This window comes from Vibrio scophthalmi LMG 19158 (genome assembly GCF_000222585.1).
GTDB lineage: Bacteria > Pseudomonadota > Gammaproteobacteria > Enterobacterales > Vibrionaceae > Vibrio > Vibrio scophthalmi.
In genome coordinates this window covers 76,021-90,196 of record NZ_AFWE01000073.1, presented here as the reverse complement: position 1 = coordinate 90,196, position 14,176 = coordinate 76,021, and the positions used below count along the sequence as shown (strand labels likewise).

The window sequence follows — 14,176 nt, the reverse complement described above, 5'->3', positions numbered from 1 at the left end:
ACCTCCTGTCAGTTAATGTGGCTAATTAATGTAGTAAAAGCTCGCAAGACCAATCACCACAACAGGGGCAAATGGGATGACAAGTTTTGTCTGTTTACGCAAACCAAAACTGGCCTTTTCTAAATAGTAACCACGGGTGTTATACATAATGCTAAACGACGATCGTGCAAGGTATTGCAGTAGATAAAACCCACCAACAACCCCGCCGGCAAGAATAATCGCAATCAAACCACCTGCGAGTTGATCAATGCCTAACCATAACCCGATGACAAATAACAACTTAACATCGCCTCCGGCCATGATCCGAAGCACATAAAGGCCTAAGCACACACTGAATGAAATAATTCCTGCTACCAGGTGATCTAACCATGCCGCTTGCTCGTAAACTAAAATATGAAGCGTAGTAACGAGCAATAGTGCCAAGACTAGCTTGTTTGGAATACGGTGCTTCTGAGCATCTGAAACACCGATTGCAAACAACAACACCCAAAACAAAAGGTCAGTAATGTGCATAGTTTCGCCTTAACAATTAATCACCAATTGTGTCTATCTCGGTACCGACATCTTCAAATTTGCCTGCAAGCGTGCCCCAGAAGTCAATTGCGAGTAACGCCGCAACAATAAGCGCTGCACCTAAAATGTATTCCAAAAGTGTTAGGCCTTCTTCGTCTTGCATAAACTGTTTAATTTCATTGCGAATAGATTTCATATCCTTGTCCTCACTAAGCTCGACTTTAATTAAATAAACAGCGTTTTTACGTCGTCAACGGCGTCGCTGTCACTTAACAGTAGGTCACCAAGAAATTCTATTGTTAGGACTTTTTTGCCAACTCATTGCACATTTTTGTCTACCTCTAAATTTCCTACAGAGCGAAATAAAGTCACAATTTCCATCAAGTTTACTAAGATAACTAAACATGGGTCGCAATTTCACTACTCAACCAGTCACCTAACAATTCTAATAAAACAAAAGATTCACAACGTCATCGTTGAACTAGGAGGTTTTAATTAGGAACAATTGGAGCAAAGGAATGATGGATAATTTAGCGACGGTTTGCTGGCTGGGAGCACCACTGAATCACTGCCCGCCCTATTTCGCAACCATGCTCGAAAAGCGCTTTCGCATCATCGATTGCCAGCAAGACACTGCGATTTTGAGTGATAAAGAGGTTCGATACTGCTTTTTCTTTTTCCGCCCGCAGTATGTTCAATGCCTTAATAGCGCCTTAATGATGTGCCAGAATTTAGACAAGCATTTGATTGTTATTCATGCCAATGACATGGACAGCAACTTTGTTAATAGTGCCATTGCAGATTGCTATCAACTTAGTCCACGAACCGCTAAGGAATGGCTGGACCAAGTTGAAATAAAATACTTTCTCGACCTAGCTCAGCACCCTAGCCTGCGAAAATATCAAGGGAATATCGACTTAGAACTCGCGCCCGCCCTGCTGTACGTTTCTGAAAACATCAAAACAGAAATTAAAGAAGAGAACGCAGCTAACCTTTGTCACTACTCAGTCACTTATTTCTCTAAAGTCTTTCGTAAAAAAGTGGGCATGTGCTTTAGAGACTACGTCACTCATCAAAGGATTAGCCTCGCGAAGCGGATGCTGACTCACAATGACAATACTAAGATCGCCTATATCGCCTATCAATGTGGCTACCACGATGTCTCTTATTTTTCTCGGATATTCAAAAAGAAAACCGGCACCACACCTGCCGCCTATCGACAGAGTTACTGATTCACACTTTTGAACGATTCCTTATCGACATTTTGATTAACATGCTAATATTAACAAATAATTAACAACAATAATCCTTCATCAGGAAAGTAACGCTTAGCGCAGTTCTTGCTCTCCCAAGTGCTAAGCCATACCCACCATAGAACGAAGGGAATCTTTGCCAATAACATGGAGTTAGACAATGATTCAGCCAGACCAATTGAGCAATACAAATTGCACGCTTCCCCCTGCCAGTGACATGATTCTTAAATGGGCTCAAGAACGCCCAGATGAAATTTATCTCAAGCAGATTATTAATCGCCAATTTGTCGAATACAGTTACGCTGATGTTGCCGATAAAGCTCTGAGGTTAGTCAGTGCACTCAACGAGCTAGGGATTCGCCCCGGCGATCGAGTAGCACTCGTTTCGAAAAATTGTGCCGAGTGGTTTATTTGTGATTTAGCCATGATGTTAGGCGATTTTGTCAGTGTGCCTATTTTTCCAACCGCCGGCGCAGATACCATCGAATACTGTCTCACTCACAGTGAGAGCAAAGTGTTGATTGGCGGTAAGCTTGATGATCCTGCCGCAACTCAGCAAGTGATTGATGCTATGCCTGAACTAATCACCATTAGTCTTGCCTATGACACCGCGCCACGCTGCCAGCATCAATTCACCGCATTAATTGAACAGTCAAAGCCAAGTGAAGCAAGGCCTCAGCATCACGACGATAAACTGATGTCGATTGTCTATACTTCAGGAACTTCTGGATTGCCTAAAGGGGCAATGCTGACCTACGGCGCGTTTGCTTGGTCTGTTCAGCAGTTGATTAATCACATTCAAATTGAACGTGGCGATCGACTGTTTTCTTATTTACCTTTGGCGCACATCACTGAGCGAGTCTACATTTTTGGATCTTCAATTATGGGCGGTATCGAAACCGCATTTCCTGAATCACTGGATACCTTTATCGATGATGTAAAAATGCAGCGGCCAACTTTGTTCATTTCCGTGCCGCGGCTATGGACGTTATTCCAACAACGAATCCAAGACAAACTGCCGCAAAAGAAACTCAATATTCTGCTGAAAATCCCATTTGTGAATACGCTGATTAAGAAAAAATTAGCCGATGGCTTGGGATTAGATCAAGCCCGAGTTTTAGGATGTGGCTCTGCCCCTGTCTCTCCTGCACTGCTTGATTGGTATCACCGTGTCGGTCTGAATATTACTGAAGCATGGGGGATGACCGAATCCTTCGCTTACAGCACGCTTAACTTCCCATTTCGCGCCGATAAAATTGGCAGCGTGGGGAATGCAGGGCCGGGGATCGAGTTAAAAATCGCCGACGATGAAGAGATCATGGTACGCGGTAAGGGCCTATTTTCGGGTTACTACAAAAATGATATCGCCACTCAAGAATCCTTTGATCGTGACGGCTGGTTGCACACTGGCGATATCGGCTCAATCGACAGTGAGGGTTACCTCACCATTCAAGGCCGTAAAAAGGACACCTTCAAAACAGCCAAAGGGAAATTTGTGGCCCCCGTGCCGATCGAGAAAAAACTCTTTGAATACACTCGTGTTGAGATGATGTGTTTGATTGGCCTTGGTCTGCCAGGACCTATATTGTTGGTCGTGCCGCATGACTTCCCCAACTTTGATCCGCAGCGTTATGAGCGTAGTACGCAAAAAGTGATTGAGCGCATGAACACCAAATTGGCCTCCCACGAGAAGATCAAAGGTGTGCTGATGATCAAAGAACCTTGGAGCATCGAAAATGGCGTGCTAACACCAACGCTTAAAATTAAACGACATATTCTAGAGAAAAAGTACCATGATGTTGGTGCCAACTGGCCGAAAGACCAATTGGTGGTGTGGGAGAAATAATCATGAAAAGGAGCGCGTGGCGCTCCTTTTGGTTTGAACTCTTCAGCGGTTCTTCGCCAGCAGATTTTTCCTCTCTGTTTCTTGGGCTCGGGGCCGAGCCGATTAGGTAAAACTGAAACCCAATCGTCATATTCCGCACTCCGCTCTATCCTATCGACCATCACCGCTTGCCTCTCCTCGCTAGGTTTGTATGATGAAGATCATTTGTTCAATGCGATGCTTTTGAACACTTCTTTTTTTTCTTCTTAAAGAAACCAATATAGTAGAGGCTTATGGACAAGCGACTTAGAACTCTTTCCAGCTTACGTTACTTTGAAGCGGCTGCTCGATTACAAAGCTACAGCAAAGCTGCCGATGAATTGTTTGTCAGCCAAGCGGCTGTTAGTCAAACCATCCGACGTTTAGAAGATGATCTAGACTGTAAGCTCTTTCAGCGTAAAGGGCGTGGTATGGCACTGACCTCCAAAGGTCAAACGCTACTAGAGCATGTGGCTCTTGGCTTTGAACAAGTAATTTGTGGTCTCAATAAGATCCAGAATGAACCGTTAGATGGCTTACTTAAAGTCAGTGCTCCCCCTTCGTTTGCTTCACGCTGGTTGTTACCTCGCTTATGGAAGTTCACCCTCGAGCATCCTGACATTTCCATTCGCATCATTACTACGTGTGAAGCGATGGATGTGCAACATGGCGAAGTCGATGTCGCCATTTGGCAAGGCGAAAGCCTAATTGGTGAAGAATCACTAGAGAAAGAGTTGCTGTTTGAAGAGCCGATTTTTCCTTTCTGTTCGCCATCACTGGCGGAATCGACCACCTTTGATGATCCTAAACAACTGCTCGATTGCTGGTTGATCCACTTTGACTCACCCTCTTTTCAGTGGCATCAATGGTTCGAATGTAATGGCTTAAAGATGAATGACAATGCCGTGCATTGGATGGAGGTAGACACCTTCGATATGGCAATGAGCGCCGTTGTTGCTGGACATGGGGCTTGCCTAGCCAGCGATTGTTTAGCCAGTGACTTTGTTGAGCGAGGTTTACTGGTTAAACCTTTTAATATCGGCTTAACACCCGGCATCCAGTTCAACCTATTTACCGCGCAAGAATCACCACGTAGGGAGCGAATAAAAGCCTTCACCTCTTGGCTACATGAGGAGATCAGCCAATAGATATGCCTCAAAATACCTGAGCTAAGGCAGGTAAATGCGCCGGCATCTATCGACAAAAACTAGACTTGCGAATAAAGAAAAAGCCCCTTGAGCTTACGCTCAAGGGGCTTTGAAATTATAGAGTTAACTTAAGAATTACTTCTTAGCGTTACGCTCTTTAACTTCTGCAATCACTTGCTCTGCCACGTTGTTTGGACATGGTGAGTAGTGAGAGAATTCCATAGAGAACTGACCACGGCCAGAAGTCATAGTACGTAGAGTACCGATGTAACCAAACATTTCTGAAAGTGGAACATCACCCTTGATACGTACGCCAGTAGTACCAGCCATTTGATCTTTGATCATACCGCGACGACGGTTAAGGTCACCGATTACGTCACCAACGTGGTCGTCTGGAGTGAACACGTCAACTTTCATGATTGGCTCAAGAAGTTGCGCGCCAGCTTTAGGCATAGACTGACGGAATGCGCCTTTAGCAGCGATTTCGTAAGCGATAGCTGAAGAGTCAACTGCGTGGAAGCCACCGTCGAATAGTTCAACTTCTACGTCTAGAGTTGGGAAGCCAGCTAGAACACCGTTGTCCATCATGCTAGCGAAGCCTTTCTCTACTGCAGGCCAGAATTCTTTAGGTACGTTACCACCAACTACTACAGAGCGGAACGTGAAGCCTGAGTTTGGCTCACCTGGTTTGATACGGTAGTCGATCTTACCGAACTGACCTGAACCACCAGACTGTTTCTTATGCGTGTAGCTATCTTCAACTGCTTGAGTGATAGTTTCACGGTAAGCTACTTGTGGAGCGCCTACTTCTAGCTCAACGCCGTAAGTACGCTTAAGGATGTCCACTTTGATGTCTAGGTGAAGTTCGCCCATACCTTTAAGGATGGTTTCGCCTGAATCTTCGTCAGTTTCAACTTGGAAAGATGGATCTTCAGAAACCATTTTACCAATCGCGATACCCATTTTCTCAGAACCGTTTTTATCTTTAGGCTTAACAGCGATAGAGATTACTGGTTCTGGGAAGATCATTGGCTCAAGAGTTACTTCGTGTTTAGGATCACATAGAGTGTGACCAGTCTTCACGTTCTTCATACCAACAACTGCGATGATGTCACCAGCTTGTGCTGAATCGATCTCGTTACGGTCGTTCGCGTGCATCTCAACCATACGGCCGATACGCTCAGTTTTACCAGTTGCTGAGTTAAGGATAGTGTCACCCTTCTTCAGTTTACCAGCGTAGATACGGATGAACGTAAGTGCACCAAAGCGGTCGTCCATGATTTTGAACGCTAGCGCTTTTAGTGGCTCATCTACTGATACAACTGCGAATTCGCCAGTCGCTTCACCAGTATCTGGGTCAGTTAGAGGTTGAGGATCTACTTCTGTTGGAGAAGGTAGGTAATCAACTACTGCGTCAAGAATAAGCTGCATGCCTTTGTTCTTGTACGCTGAACCACAGTAAGTAGGGAAGAACGCTAGATCACGAGTACCTTTACGGATACAACGTTTGATGTCTTCAACTGAAGGCTCTTCACCTTCCATGTAAGCCATCATTAGCTCGTCGTCTTGCTCTACTGCAGTTTCGATTAGCATTTCACGGTATTCAGCCGCTTGCTCAACCATATCAGCAGGGATATCTTGAACTTCGTAGTTTTCTGGCTGACCAGACTCATCCCATACGTAAGCTTTTTGGCTTAGTACGTCAACAACACCTACGAAATCGTCTTCGATACCGATAGGTAGAGTCATGATTAGTGGCGTAGCACCTAGTACGTTTTGTACTTGGTCACAAACTTTGTAGAAGTCAGCGCCCATACGGTCTAGTTTGTTAACGAAAATGATACGTGATACGTGAGATTCGTCAGCGTAACGCCAGTTAGTTTCTGACTGAGGCTCAACACCGCCAGAACCACAGAATACACCGATACCACCATCAAGTACTTTAAGAGAACGGTAAACTTCGATTGTGAAGTCAACGTGTCCAGGAGTATCGATGATGTTTAGGCGGTGATCGTTCCAGAAACAAGTAGTAGCTGCAGACTGGATTGTAATACCACGTTCAGCTTCCTGCTCCATGAAGTCAGTAGTAGTTGAACCGTCGTGTGTATCACCGATCTTGTGGATTTTACCAGTTAGCTTAAGGATACGCTCTGTAGAAGTAGTTTTACCTGCGTCTACGTGAGCAAAAATACCAATGTTTCTGTATTTTGATAAATCAGTCATTGTCTTACTCTGTTAATAAGGTATAAAGTGCGCGCAGAGTATATCATATTCTGTCAAGACTGATACCTTTGCATGCAGTTGGATTGAAAAAAATATTTGGCCCATTTTCCACTCAGAGAAAGGATAGCCAACTTTTCACAATTCGTCCTAAAGTCCCCTCTTTTCGTCTCTTTCTGTTTCCATTCTTACCTCAAAAATTGCCACATCAATGCGCTGCTTTCAGAGCAAAGAACCAGCAGCATTAAGACTGTGTGATGGAAAAAAGAAGAGCAACATAACACCGAAAACACTGCATGTTTTCTGCCATGCGGTACACGAAAGTCGTTATATCTGAGTCAGGGGTATCTTTAAGCGTTCAATTTGCGCTAAGCCTACCGATTTTGTTCAGTGCTAGCAAGATGAAAAGCGGTTGCATTTCAACCAAATGGTTCTTGCATCAACGGAATAGTATCAATTATAGACGCCGCAGCGTCATCAAATTAGATTTGCACTCGCGCAATTCCCCTCAATGCAGCACCAAGATAAATTCAATACTGCAACTCAATCGACCCGATAGAAATTCAAAGCTCGTCGAACGCCTGAATTGCCTCCGAAAGTTTTTTAACTCCGTGGATCTGCATGCCTTCAATACCGCCTTTAGGCATATTGGCCGCGGGAACTATCGCGCGTTTAAAACCGTGTTTAAATGCTTCATTGAGACGTTCTTGGCCACTTGGCACAGGACGAATTTCTCCCGCTAAGCCGACTTCACCAAACACCACCACATCTTTTGGTAGTGGACGATCTCTAAAGCTCGACAACAATGCCATAACCAAAGCAAGGTCAGCACTGGTTTCGGTCACCTTCACACCACCAACGACGTTAACGAATACATCTTGGTCCGCCATCTGCAGTCCACCATGCTTGTGTAATACAGCCAGCAGCAACGATAAACGGTTTTGCTCTAAGCCCACTGCCACACGGCGTGGATTGCCCAGTTGTGAATAATCGACCAAGGCTTGAATTTCAACCAAGAGTGGACGCGTCCCTTCCCAAACCACCATCACGGAACTGCCAGAGGTTTCCTCTTCACCGCGAGAAAGGAAAATCGCCGACGGATTACTGACTTCACGTAAGCCTTGCCCTGTCATAGCAAATACGCCTAACTCATTCACCGCACCGAAACGGTTTTTATGGCTGCGTAAGGTACGAAAACGGGTATCGGTACCACCATCCAGTAATACTGAGCAGTCAATAATATGCTCAAGGACTTTCGGGCCTGCCAATGTGCCATCTTTGGTGACATGTCCAACCATAAACACGGCGACATTATTTTGCTTAGCATAACGCGTCAGCGCCGTGGCTGACTCACGCACCTGCGCAACCGTACCCGGTGATGATTGCACATCAGCAACGTGCATGACTTGGATCGAATCGATCACCATAATTCTTGGCTGCTCTTTCTCAGCCACTTGGCAAATACGATCGACATTGGTTTCTGAGAGCATTTTTAGATGCTCTTTTGGCAAGCCTAAACGTGAAGCGCGCATGGCCACTTGCTGCAATGATTCTTCACCCGTGACATACAAGGTCGGCATTTGTGCGGACAAAAGACACATGGTTTGCAGCAGTAATGTTGATTTACCCGCCCCAGGATTACCACCGATCAAAATCGCCGCCCCAGGTACGATGCCGCCACCAAGCACTCGGTCGAGCTCTTTAAAACCACTGCTAAAGCGCGGCACCTCTTGCAGATTAATTTCCGCCAAGGTTTGCACTTGGCTTTCATCGCCAGAGCCAGCATAACCGGTCAATCGTTCATTACGTGCAACCGCAGGAGATGCGGCAAGGCGCACTTCGCTGATGGTATTCCAAGCGCCACAGGCACTGCATTGACCTTGCCAACGAGGAAAATCTGCCCCGCAATCATTACAAACGTATGCTCGTTTTGCTTTTGCCATGTGACCTCAATGTGTTTTTGTGATGTTGGCAGCCTAAATAGCCAGCTTATAGACTTGATTCGCCGTAACATATCACTAAAGATCTAATAATCAAGGCCGATATCAGTTTAGACAAGGACGGGCTTAAAAAAACATGCAGAAGCAGGCAATACTCTCTATCTCAGAACGACTGATCCCCGTATATAAAACGGAGGACTTTGAATACCTTCTGTCACAATTGACAGATGGCGAACCGCCGTCGTTAAAAATTCTGGTCAAGATGGAACTCAAACGCCTGACTACCCCCTGCTATCGTTCTATCGATTTGCGCGGCAGAGTGAAAGGAGAATGTCGAGAATACGAGTTAGATGGCATCACTCATTGGCTCGATGATGTGGCTTTTAATATCTATCACAAAAACGTACGTAAATTCAGTGGTTATACCGAAGGAGTCTTTGACTCACTCAGTAACACACGTAACAGTTTTAAAGTGATGAACCAGAAAGGTAAGCCGCAAGGCTCTGATCTCACTAACACAGCCATCAGCTTCCACGCCGAACCCATCGTGATGGGCTACGATCTGAAACGAAAAGAAAACCGACTCAAGATCTCAACCCAGATTGAAATCCACCTCGCCAATGATCAACTGGTTCATGGCGTTACAGTGGACATTTCCCCTTCTGGTGGTCGACTTAAAGCCCCTTCTGCTTTTGATTATAAATTGGGGGAAGTGATCTCGGTTGTTTATACCGAAGTGGCTCGTAGCAACAAGATTGTTAATATCGAAGAGGCGATCCAGTATCGCATTGTTGGCATTGATGAATCACATGAAAATGACGCCGTTCGATTTTTACGCGTAATCAAACTCGATGAAACCCCAGTGGTGGATGAAATCATCACCCAATTTCTCCACACCCATTCACTCAAAGCGCGTCACGATAATCAAGATAAAGTGATCCGAGCCCGCTCACGTGGCTATGAACACAACTATCTCAAACACACATGCAACCTGCCGGTGTTCTTTAGTGGCAATGAGTTGAAAATGGTCTTGATGACCGAAAACAACCAAGCTATTTGGCAATATTGGAATGATGAGCGCAACCAATTAACGCTCTCCAACCTATTTAGCCAAGAACGGATGGAGCTGCTCACCAAACCCGGCGTACGTGGCAGCAATAATGTGCTCTACTCCTTCAAGCATCAACAAGGCGATAAAGAACGTTTCTTCTCAATGATGATGCCTGAGGCTACGCGTGAACAGCGCCAACTGTTTTGGCATGTGGGCGCAAAAAAAGAGAGCTGGAAAGTGTTTCGCCTTTCGGTATTTGAACTTTCGGAACACGAGCGCGAACATCTGGTGAATTTACCACCTGACTCTTTAGACCTAACCCGAGAACTGACTCACTTTGGTATTTTACAAGAGATCGCGGATCATCATTCTGGCAAAGATTATTTGCTGACGGAAAAGCCGCGTTTAGCCACCAGCGAGCTGAACCGTTTCTGTCACAAACGTAATTGTGTCGATACCCCAATCAGTCTCTACTTTGATGCACAAAGCCGTCGCAGAGAACCTCGTTATCAGTTCCGCTCACCGCTATTTTTGTCAGCCAGAGGGCAGCAAGCTTCGGGCGTGACCTTAGATATTTCTCGTCGTGGTCTATACGTTGCTTTGAACACCCCGATAGAGCTCAAAGCGGGCGATCAATGCGACATCAACTTCAGTGAGTTGCAGCTCTATGACCGTTCTTTGCAATTAAGCAAAGTGCCTTATACCGTTATTCGCATTAGTCCGGGTGGAAAACGGGTGCAACTGGTGATGGATAACAACAGTAAAAACCGCCGTACCATGACCTTCTTTGGCCGCCTGATTGAACACAATCACGAAAAGTTAGTCGCCAAACAAGAGAACTTGCCAAGCCAAGAGTTACTAGAAAGCCTGCATAATGTTTTGCTCGACAAGATGATCAGTACGCCGCTATTCGTGGAAAAAAAAGGCAATAGCCTAAAGCCGAAAGTGATTGGCGTGAACTATCCGCTGCTGCCTCACTTAACGCTATTTGCCAAGTTAGGACACAATGATAAATACTCTTTAGAAGCAGTCTATAAGGGGCGTACCACCACATTATTAGCGGCGCCGATGAAACGCATCGAGGGGGCAACCCCGCAATATCAAGAGTTGTATATATCGGCAATCAAATTTGGCTCACGTATTCAATCGCTCGAAACCATGCTCTCAAGTGACTTTGAATCGACACATGAACGTATCGAATTCATTAAAAAGACCCAATTAATGGGGGATTTTTATGCTTTGAGGATCTGCGCAACGCCTGTGTTTGACCCAATTACCGCTTTACTGCGCAAAGATCTGGAAGATCTAAGCAACATCAGCATGCACCAAGCGCGTACGCTCGAGAAAGAGATCTGTTCGATTGTCGGTTACAGCGAATATATCGATATTACTGAAGAAGTGTTGATTCGCCTTGAGCTAACACAATAGCGCCTCTCACAATGCGTCGTGTAGAAACAAAAAAAGCGAGCTTCGGCTCGCTTTTTTACTCGATTCGTATCAAGTCACTTAAGGTAGTGGCTTAAAACTGATTTTCTGTTGCTGAATAAGCTGCGCAGATAAGATACACAGCACACCACCTAAACCACTGTAGCGCACCGCACTCTGCGCTTGTTGTTCAACCTTCGGTTTAGCATGATAAGCAATACCTAAACCGGCAACACCCATCATAGTGAGATCATTCGCGCCATCACCGACAGCAATCGTATTATGCACTTCTATCTGATATTGCTCTGCCAGTTGCAGCAAAATATCCGCTTTGGTCTGCGCAGAGACCACCTCCCCCAACACTTTCCCCGTCAGCTTACCATCCACAATTTCCAATACATTTGATTGGGCATGATCAAGGCCAAGCATCTGCTGTAAGTGATCAGAGAAATAGGTGAAGCCACCAGAAGCGATCGTACTCTTCCAGCCAAACTTGTGTAGCGTAGTCACCAGCTCACCTAAATCGGGCATTAACGGCAATGACTGACGCACTTGGCTAAGAATACCTTCGTCAGCACCTTCAAGCTTAGCAACACGTTGACGTAAGCTTTGTTCAAAATCGAGTTCACCTTGCATCGCACGCTCAGTGATCGCCGAGACTTCCTCGCCGACACCAGCCAACTTAGCAATCTCATCAATGCACTCAATTTGAATCGCCGTCGAGTCCATGTCCATCACAATCAAACCCGGCTTAGTTAGATCGGGAATATCGCGCAGTTGTGCATAGTCGAGCTCTAGAGCTTGTAAAATCTCTTCCAATTCAGCGGTCAGCTCGCCTGCCATCAAAGCAACTTCATATTGCCCGACCTTCCAAACATCGACGATCGGGTTATATTCACCAGTGAAAAAATCGATGTCATCAAACTGTTGCCCATTGAGATAGTGAGCAAACACAATCCAACCAGCCTTTTTGCGATCGAAATTAGTAGACTGCTGGGTTTCAGGTAAGCGATTAAGTAGCGTCGTATGACGACGTATTGATAAGGTATTAAACATATCCATGTCAAAAATTCCTGTTAAAATTGCTTCCACGTTACCCTATTGCAATTTGGTAACGCAAGTCTCAATATGCGCAGTGTATACGATATTTTATGTTTTAGCCCGCGAGTCACAGCTCACTGCTATACGACTCTAAGGTAATGGAAGGTAACTAATGGACTCTTCTTTGTTTTCATTTCGTATGGCGATAAGAGTGCTGGTCATTCTGTTTTTGATTGCTGGCGGTGCGATGATTGCGGTTAATAGCGTGAAAATCACCAAAGGTAACGAACAGATCCAAGCAAACCAGCTCGAAACATTTACGAAAGTACTCATTTCTCAAGCCTCTCTGTCGGCTGGCACCATGATCTCTGAAGGTGACCAAGAGCGCTTGTTACGCCTCACCAATCAATTGTCACAAGACAAATTGGTGTTTGATGCCACAATCTATAATGCGGAAGGTATTCGCCTTGCCTCCAGCGATAAAGCCAAATCAGTACGTGAAATCCTGGGCTTAGATACCCCATTGGAAACGGCGCGGATTGGCCGTCAGCAGTTGGTTGAGCCCATCATGCATGACAATAGCATCGTCGGTTTTATTCGTATGACCTTTGAAACCGGTAAGTTGACCGCCTTTTCCGATCACTATTACCGCAAGAGTGATCGCTACATGTACTCGATGGTCGGAGTGAGTTTTGTGGCTGGTTTCTTATTGGCCTTCATTATTCGCCGTAAGCCAAAGAACAAGGGTGAAAACTTGTTGCTGAAAGAGATGTAGAGCGAGAAGCGAGAAGCGAGAAGCGAGAAGCGAGAAGCGAGAAGCGAGAAGCGAGAAGCGAGAAGCGAGAAGCGAGAAGCGAGAAGCGAGATATTTTAAAGGGTTGAAGTAGTCATACTTCAACCCTTTTATTTTGCTTCAAGACAACGCATAAAGGTTATCTTGATATCTAAAGCGCAACATCTCCAACTCTCGAAGTGAGCACTCTAATCGACGTTATTAGTCTGCGTCGCCAAGTAGAACTGAATCTAGGGCAATCAACATCATGTCGTTAAAGGTGTTTTGACGCTCTTCAGAAGAGGTTTGTTCACCTGTTTTAATATGATCTGAAACAGTACAGATAGTCAGTGCTTTCGCGCCGTATTCAGCTGCAACACCGTAGATACCCGCCGCTTCCATTTCAACACCCACGATGCCGTATTTGTCCATTACGTCGAACATTTCTGGATCTGGCGTGTAGAACAGTTCAGCAGAGAATAGGTTACCGACTTTTACGTCGATACCACGAGCTTTTGCTGCATCTTCAGCTGCACGAACCATTTTGTAATCTGCAATCGCAGCAAAGTCGTGATCTTTAAAACGAATACGGTTTACTTTTGAGTCAGTACAAGCACCCATACCGATAACCACATCACGTACTTTAATGTCTTCGTTAACCGCGCCACAGCTACCAACACGGATCACTTTCTTCACACCAAAGTCTTTAATTAGCTCTGTAACATAGATTGAGCATGAAGGAATACCCATGCCGTGGCCCATAACCGAGATCTTACGACCTTTGTAAGTACCGGTGTAACCGAACATATTACGAACATCACATACTTGAACTACGTCTTCTAGGAACGTTTCTGCAATGTATTTAGCGCGTAGCGGGTCGCCCGGCATTAGAACTACGTCTGCAAAAGCACCCATTTCAGCATTAATATGTGGAGTTGCCATTTGTGTA

11 protein-coding genes are annotated in these 14,176 nt (G+C 45.3%); 5 read left to right on the top strand and 6 right to left on the bottom strand.

Going from position 1 to position 14,176, the window contains the following annotated elements; translation table 11 throughout:
• Nucleotides 1-21: 21 nt before the first annotated feature.
• Entirely contained in the window at nt 22-513 is a 492-nt protein-coding gene (locus RH88_RS05765) for an A24 family peptidase (RefSeq protein ID WP_005594123.1), read from the bottom strand.
• Between the two features lie 16 nt (nt 514-529).
• Entirely contained in the window at nt 530-709 is a 180-nt protein-coding gene (locus RH88_RS05760) for a hypothetical protein (protein ID WP_005594122.1), read from the bottom strand.
• A 322-nt stretch (nt 710-1,031) separates the two neighbouring features.
• Here RH88_RS05760 and RH88_RS05755 point away from each other — a divergent pair, with 322 nt between their 5' ends.
• From RH88_RS05755 to RH88_RS05745, 3 genes are all read left to right on the top strand, one after another.
• Nucleotides 1,032-1,745, top strand: a complete 714-nt coding sequence (locus RH88_RS05755; protein ID WP_005594121.1) for a helix-turn-helix domain-containing protein — start codon at nt 1,032-1,034, stop codon at nt 1,743-1,745.
• 181 nt (nt 1,746-1,926) lie between these two features.
• A complete protein-coding gene (locus tag RH88_RS05750) occupies nt 1,927-3,612 on the top strand; it encodes an AMP-binding protein (protein ID WP_005594119.1) in 1,686 nt (561 codons plus the stop codon).
• A 272-nt stretch (nt 3,613-3,884) separates the two neighbouring features.
• A complete protein-coding gene (locus tag RH88_RS05745) occupies nt 3,885-4,778 on the top strand; it encodes a LysR substrate-binding domain-containing protein (protein ID WP_005594118.1) in 894 nt (297 codons plus the stop codon).
• 135 nt (nt 4,779-4,913) lie between these two features.
• Here the strand turns inward: RH88_RS05745 and fusA are convergent, their stop codons facing one another.
• Together fusA and radA are read right to left on the bottom strand one after the other, a co-directional pair.
• Nucleotides 4,914-7,001 carry an elongation factor G gene (fusA, locus tag RH88_RS05740; protein WP_005594117.1) on the bottom strand — a complete coding sequence of 696 codons (2,088 nt, stop codon included), beginning with the start codon at nt 6,999-7,001 and terminating at the stop codon, nt 4,914-4,916.
• Nucleotides 7,002-7,561: 560 nt separating this feature from the next.
• A complete protein-coding gene (gene radA, locus RH88_RS05735) occupies nt 7,562-8,941 on the bottom strand; it encodes a DNA repair protein RadA (RefSeq protein WP_005594116.1) in 1,380 nt (459 codons plus the stop codon).
• 133 nt (nt 8,942-9,074) lie between these two features.
• Between radA and RH88_RS05730 the strand changes: the two genes are divergently transcribed.
• Nucleotides 9,075-11,417 (top strand): PilZ domain-containing protein, encoded by a 2,343-nt coding sequence (locus RH88_RS05730; RefSeq protein ID WP_005594115.1) that lies wholly within the window; start codon nt 9,075-9,077, stop codon nt 11,415-11,417.
• A 78-nt stretch (nt 11,418-11,495) separates the two neighbouring features.
• Here the strand turns inward: RH88_RS05730 and serB are convergent, their stop codons facing one another.
• Nucleotides 11,496-12,476 (bottom strand): phosphoserine phosphatase, encoded by a 981-nt coding sequence (gene serB / locus RH88_RS05725; protein ID WP_005594114.1) that lies wholly within the window; start codon nt 12,474-12,476, stop codon nt 11,496-11,498.
• A 151-nt stretch (nt 12,477-12,627) separates the two neighbouring features.
• Between serB and RH88_RS05720 the strand changes: the two genes are divergently transcribed.
• Nucleotides 12,628-13,230 carry a YtjB family periplasmic protein gene (locus RH88_RS05720; RefSeq protein ID WP_005594113.1) on the top strand — a complete coding sequence of 201 codons (603 nt, stop codon included), beginning with the start codon at nt 12,628-12,630 and terminating at the stop codon, nt 13,228-13,230.
• 219 nt (nt 13,231-13,449) lie between these two features.
• On the opposite strand, the gene deoD is transcribed toward RH88_RS05720, so the two are convergent.
• A complete protein-coding gene (gene deoD, locus RH88_RS05715) occupies nt 13,450-14,169 on the bottom strand; it encodes a purine-nucleoside phosphorylase (RefSeq protein ID WP_005594112.1) in 720 nt (239 codons plus the stop codon).
• Nucleotides 14,170-14,176 lie beyond the last annotated feature (7 nt).

Bases quoted from the DNA above. Each gene is read 5' to 3' on its own strand.
- RH88_RS05765 (WP_005594123.1), bottom strand. From the start codon at position 513: ATGCACATTACTGACCTTTTGTTTTGGGTGTTGTTGTTTGCAATCGGT.
- RH88_RS05760 (WP_005594122.1), bottom strand. From the start codon at position 709: ATGAAATCTATTCGCAATGAAATTAAACAGTTTATGCAAGACGAAGAA.
- RH88_RS05755 (WP_005594121.1), top strand. From the start codon at position 1,032: ATGATGGATAATTTAGCGACGGTTTGCTGGCTGGGAGCACCACTGAAT.
- RH88_RS05750 (WP_005594119.1), top strand. From the start codon at position 1,927: ATGATTCAGCCAGACCAATTGAGCAATACAAATTGCACGCTTCCCCCT.
- RH88_RS05745 (WP_005594118.1), top strand. From the start codon at position 3,885: ATGGACAAGCGACTTAGAACTCTTTCCAGCTTACGTTACTTTGAAGCG.
- fusA (WP_005594117.1), bottom strand. From the start codon at position 7,001: ATGACTGATTTATCAAAATACAGAAACATTGGTATTTTTGCTCACGTA.
- radA (WP_005594116.1), bottom strand. From the start codon at position 8,941: ATGGCAAAAGCAAAACGAGCATACGTTTGTAATGATTGCGGGGCAGAT.
- RH88_RS05730 (WP_005594115.1), top strand. From the start codon at position 9,075: ATGCAGAAGCAGGCAATACTCTCTATCTCAGAACGACTGATCCCCGTA.
- serB (WP_005594114.1), bottom strand. From the start codon at position 12,476: ATGGATATGTTTAATACCTTATCAATACGTCGTCATACGACGCTACTT.
- RH88_RS05720 (WP_005594113.1), top strand. From the start codon at position 12,628: ATGGACTCTTCTTTGTTTTCATTTCGTATGGCGATAAGAGTGCTGGTC.
- deoD (WP_005594112.1), bottom strand. From the start codon at position 14,169: ATGGCAACTCCACATATTAATGCTGAAATGGGTGCTTTTGCAGACGTA.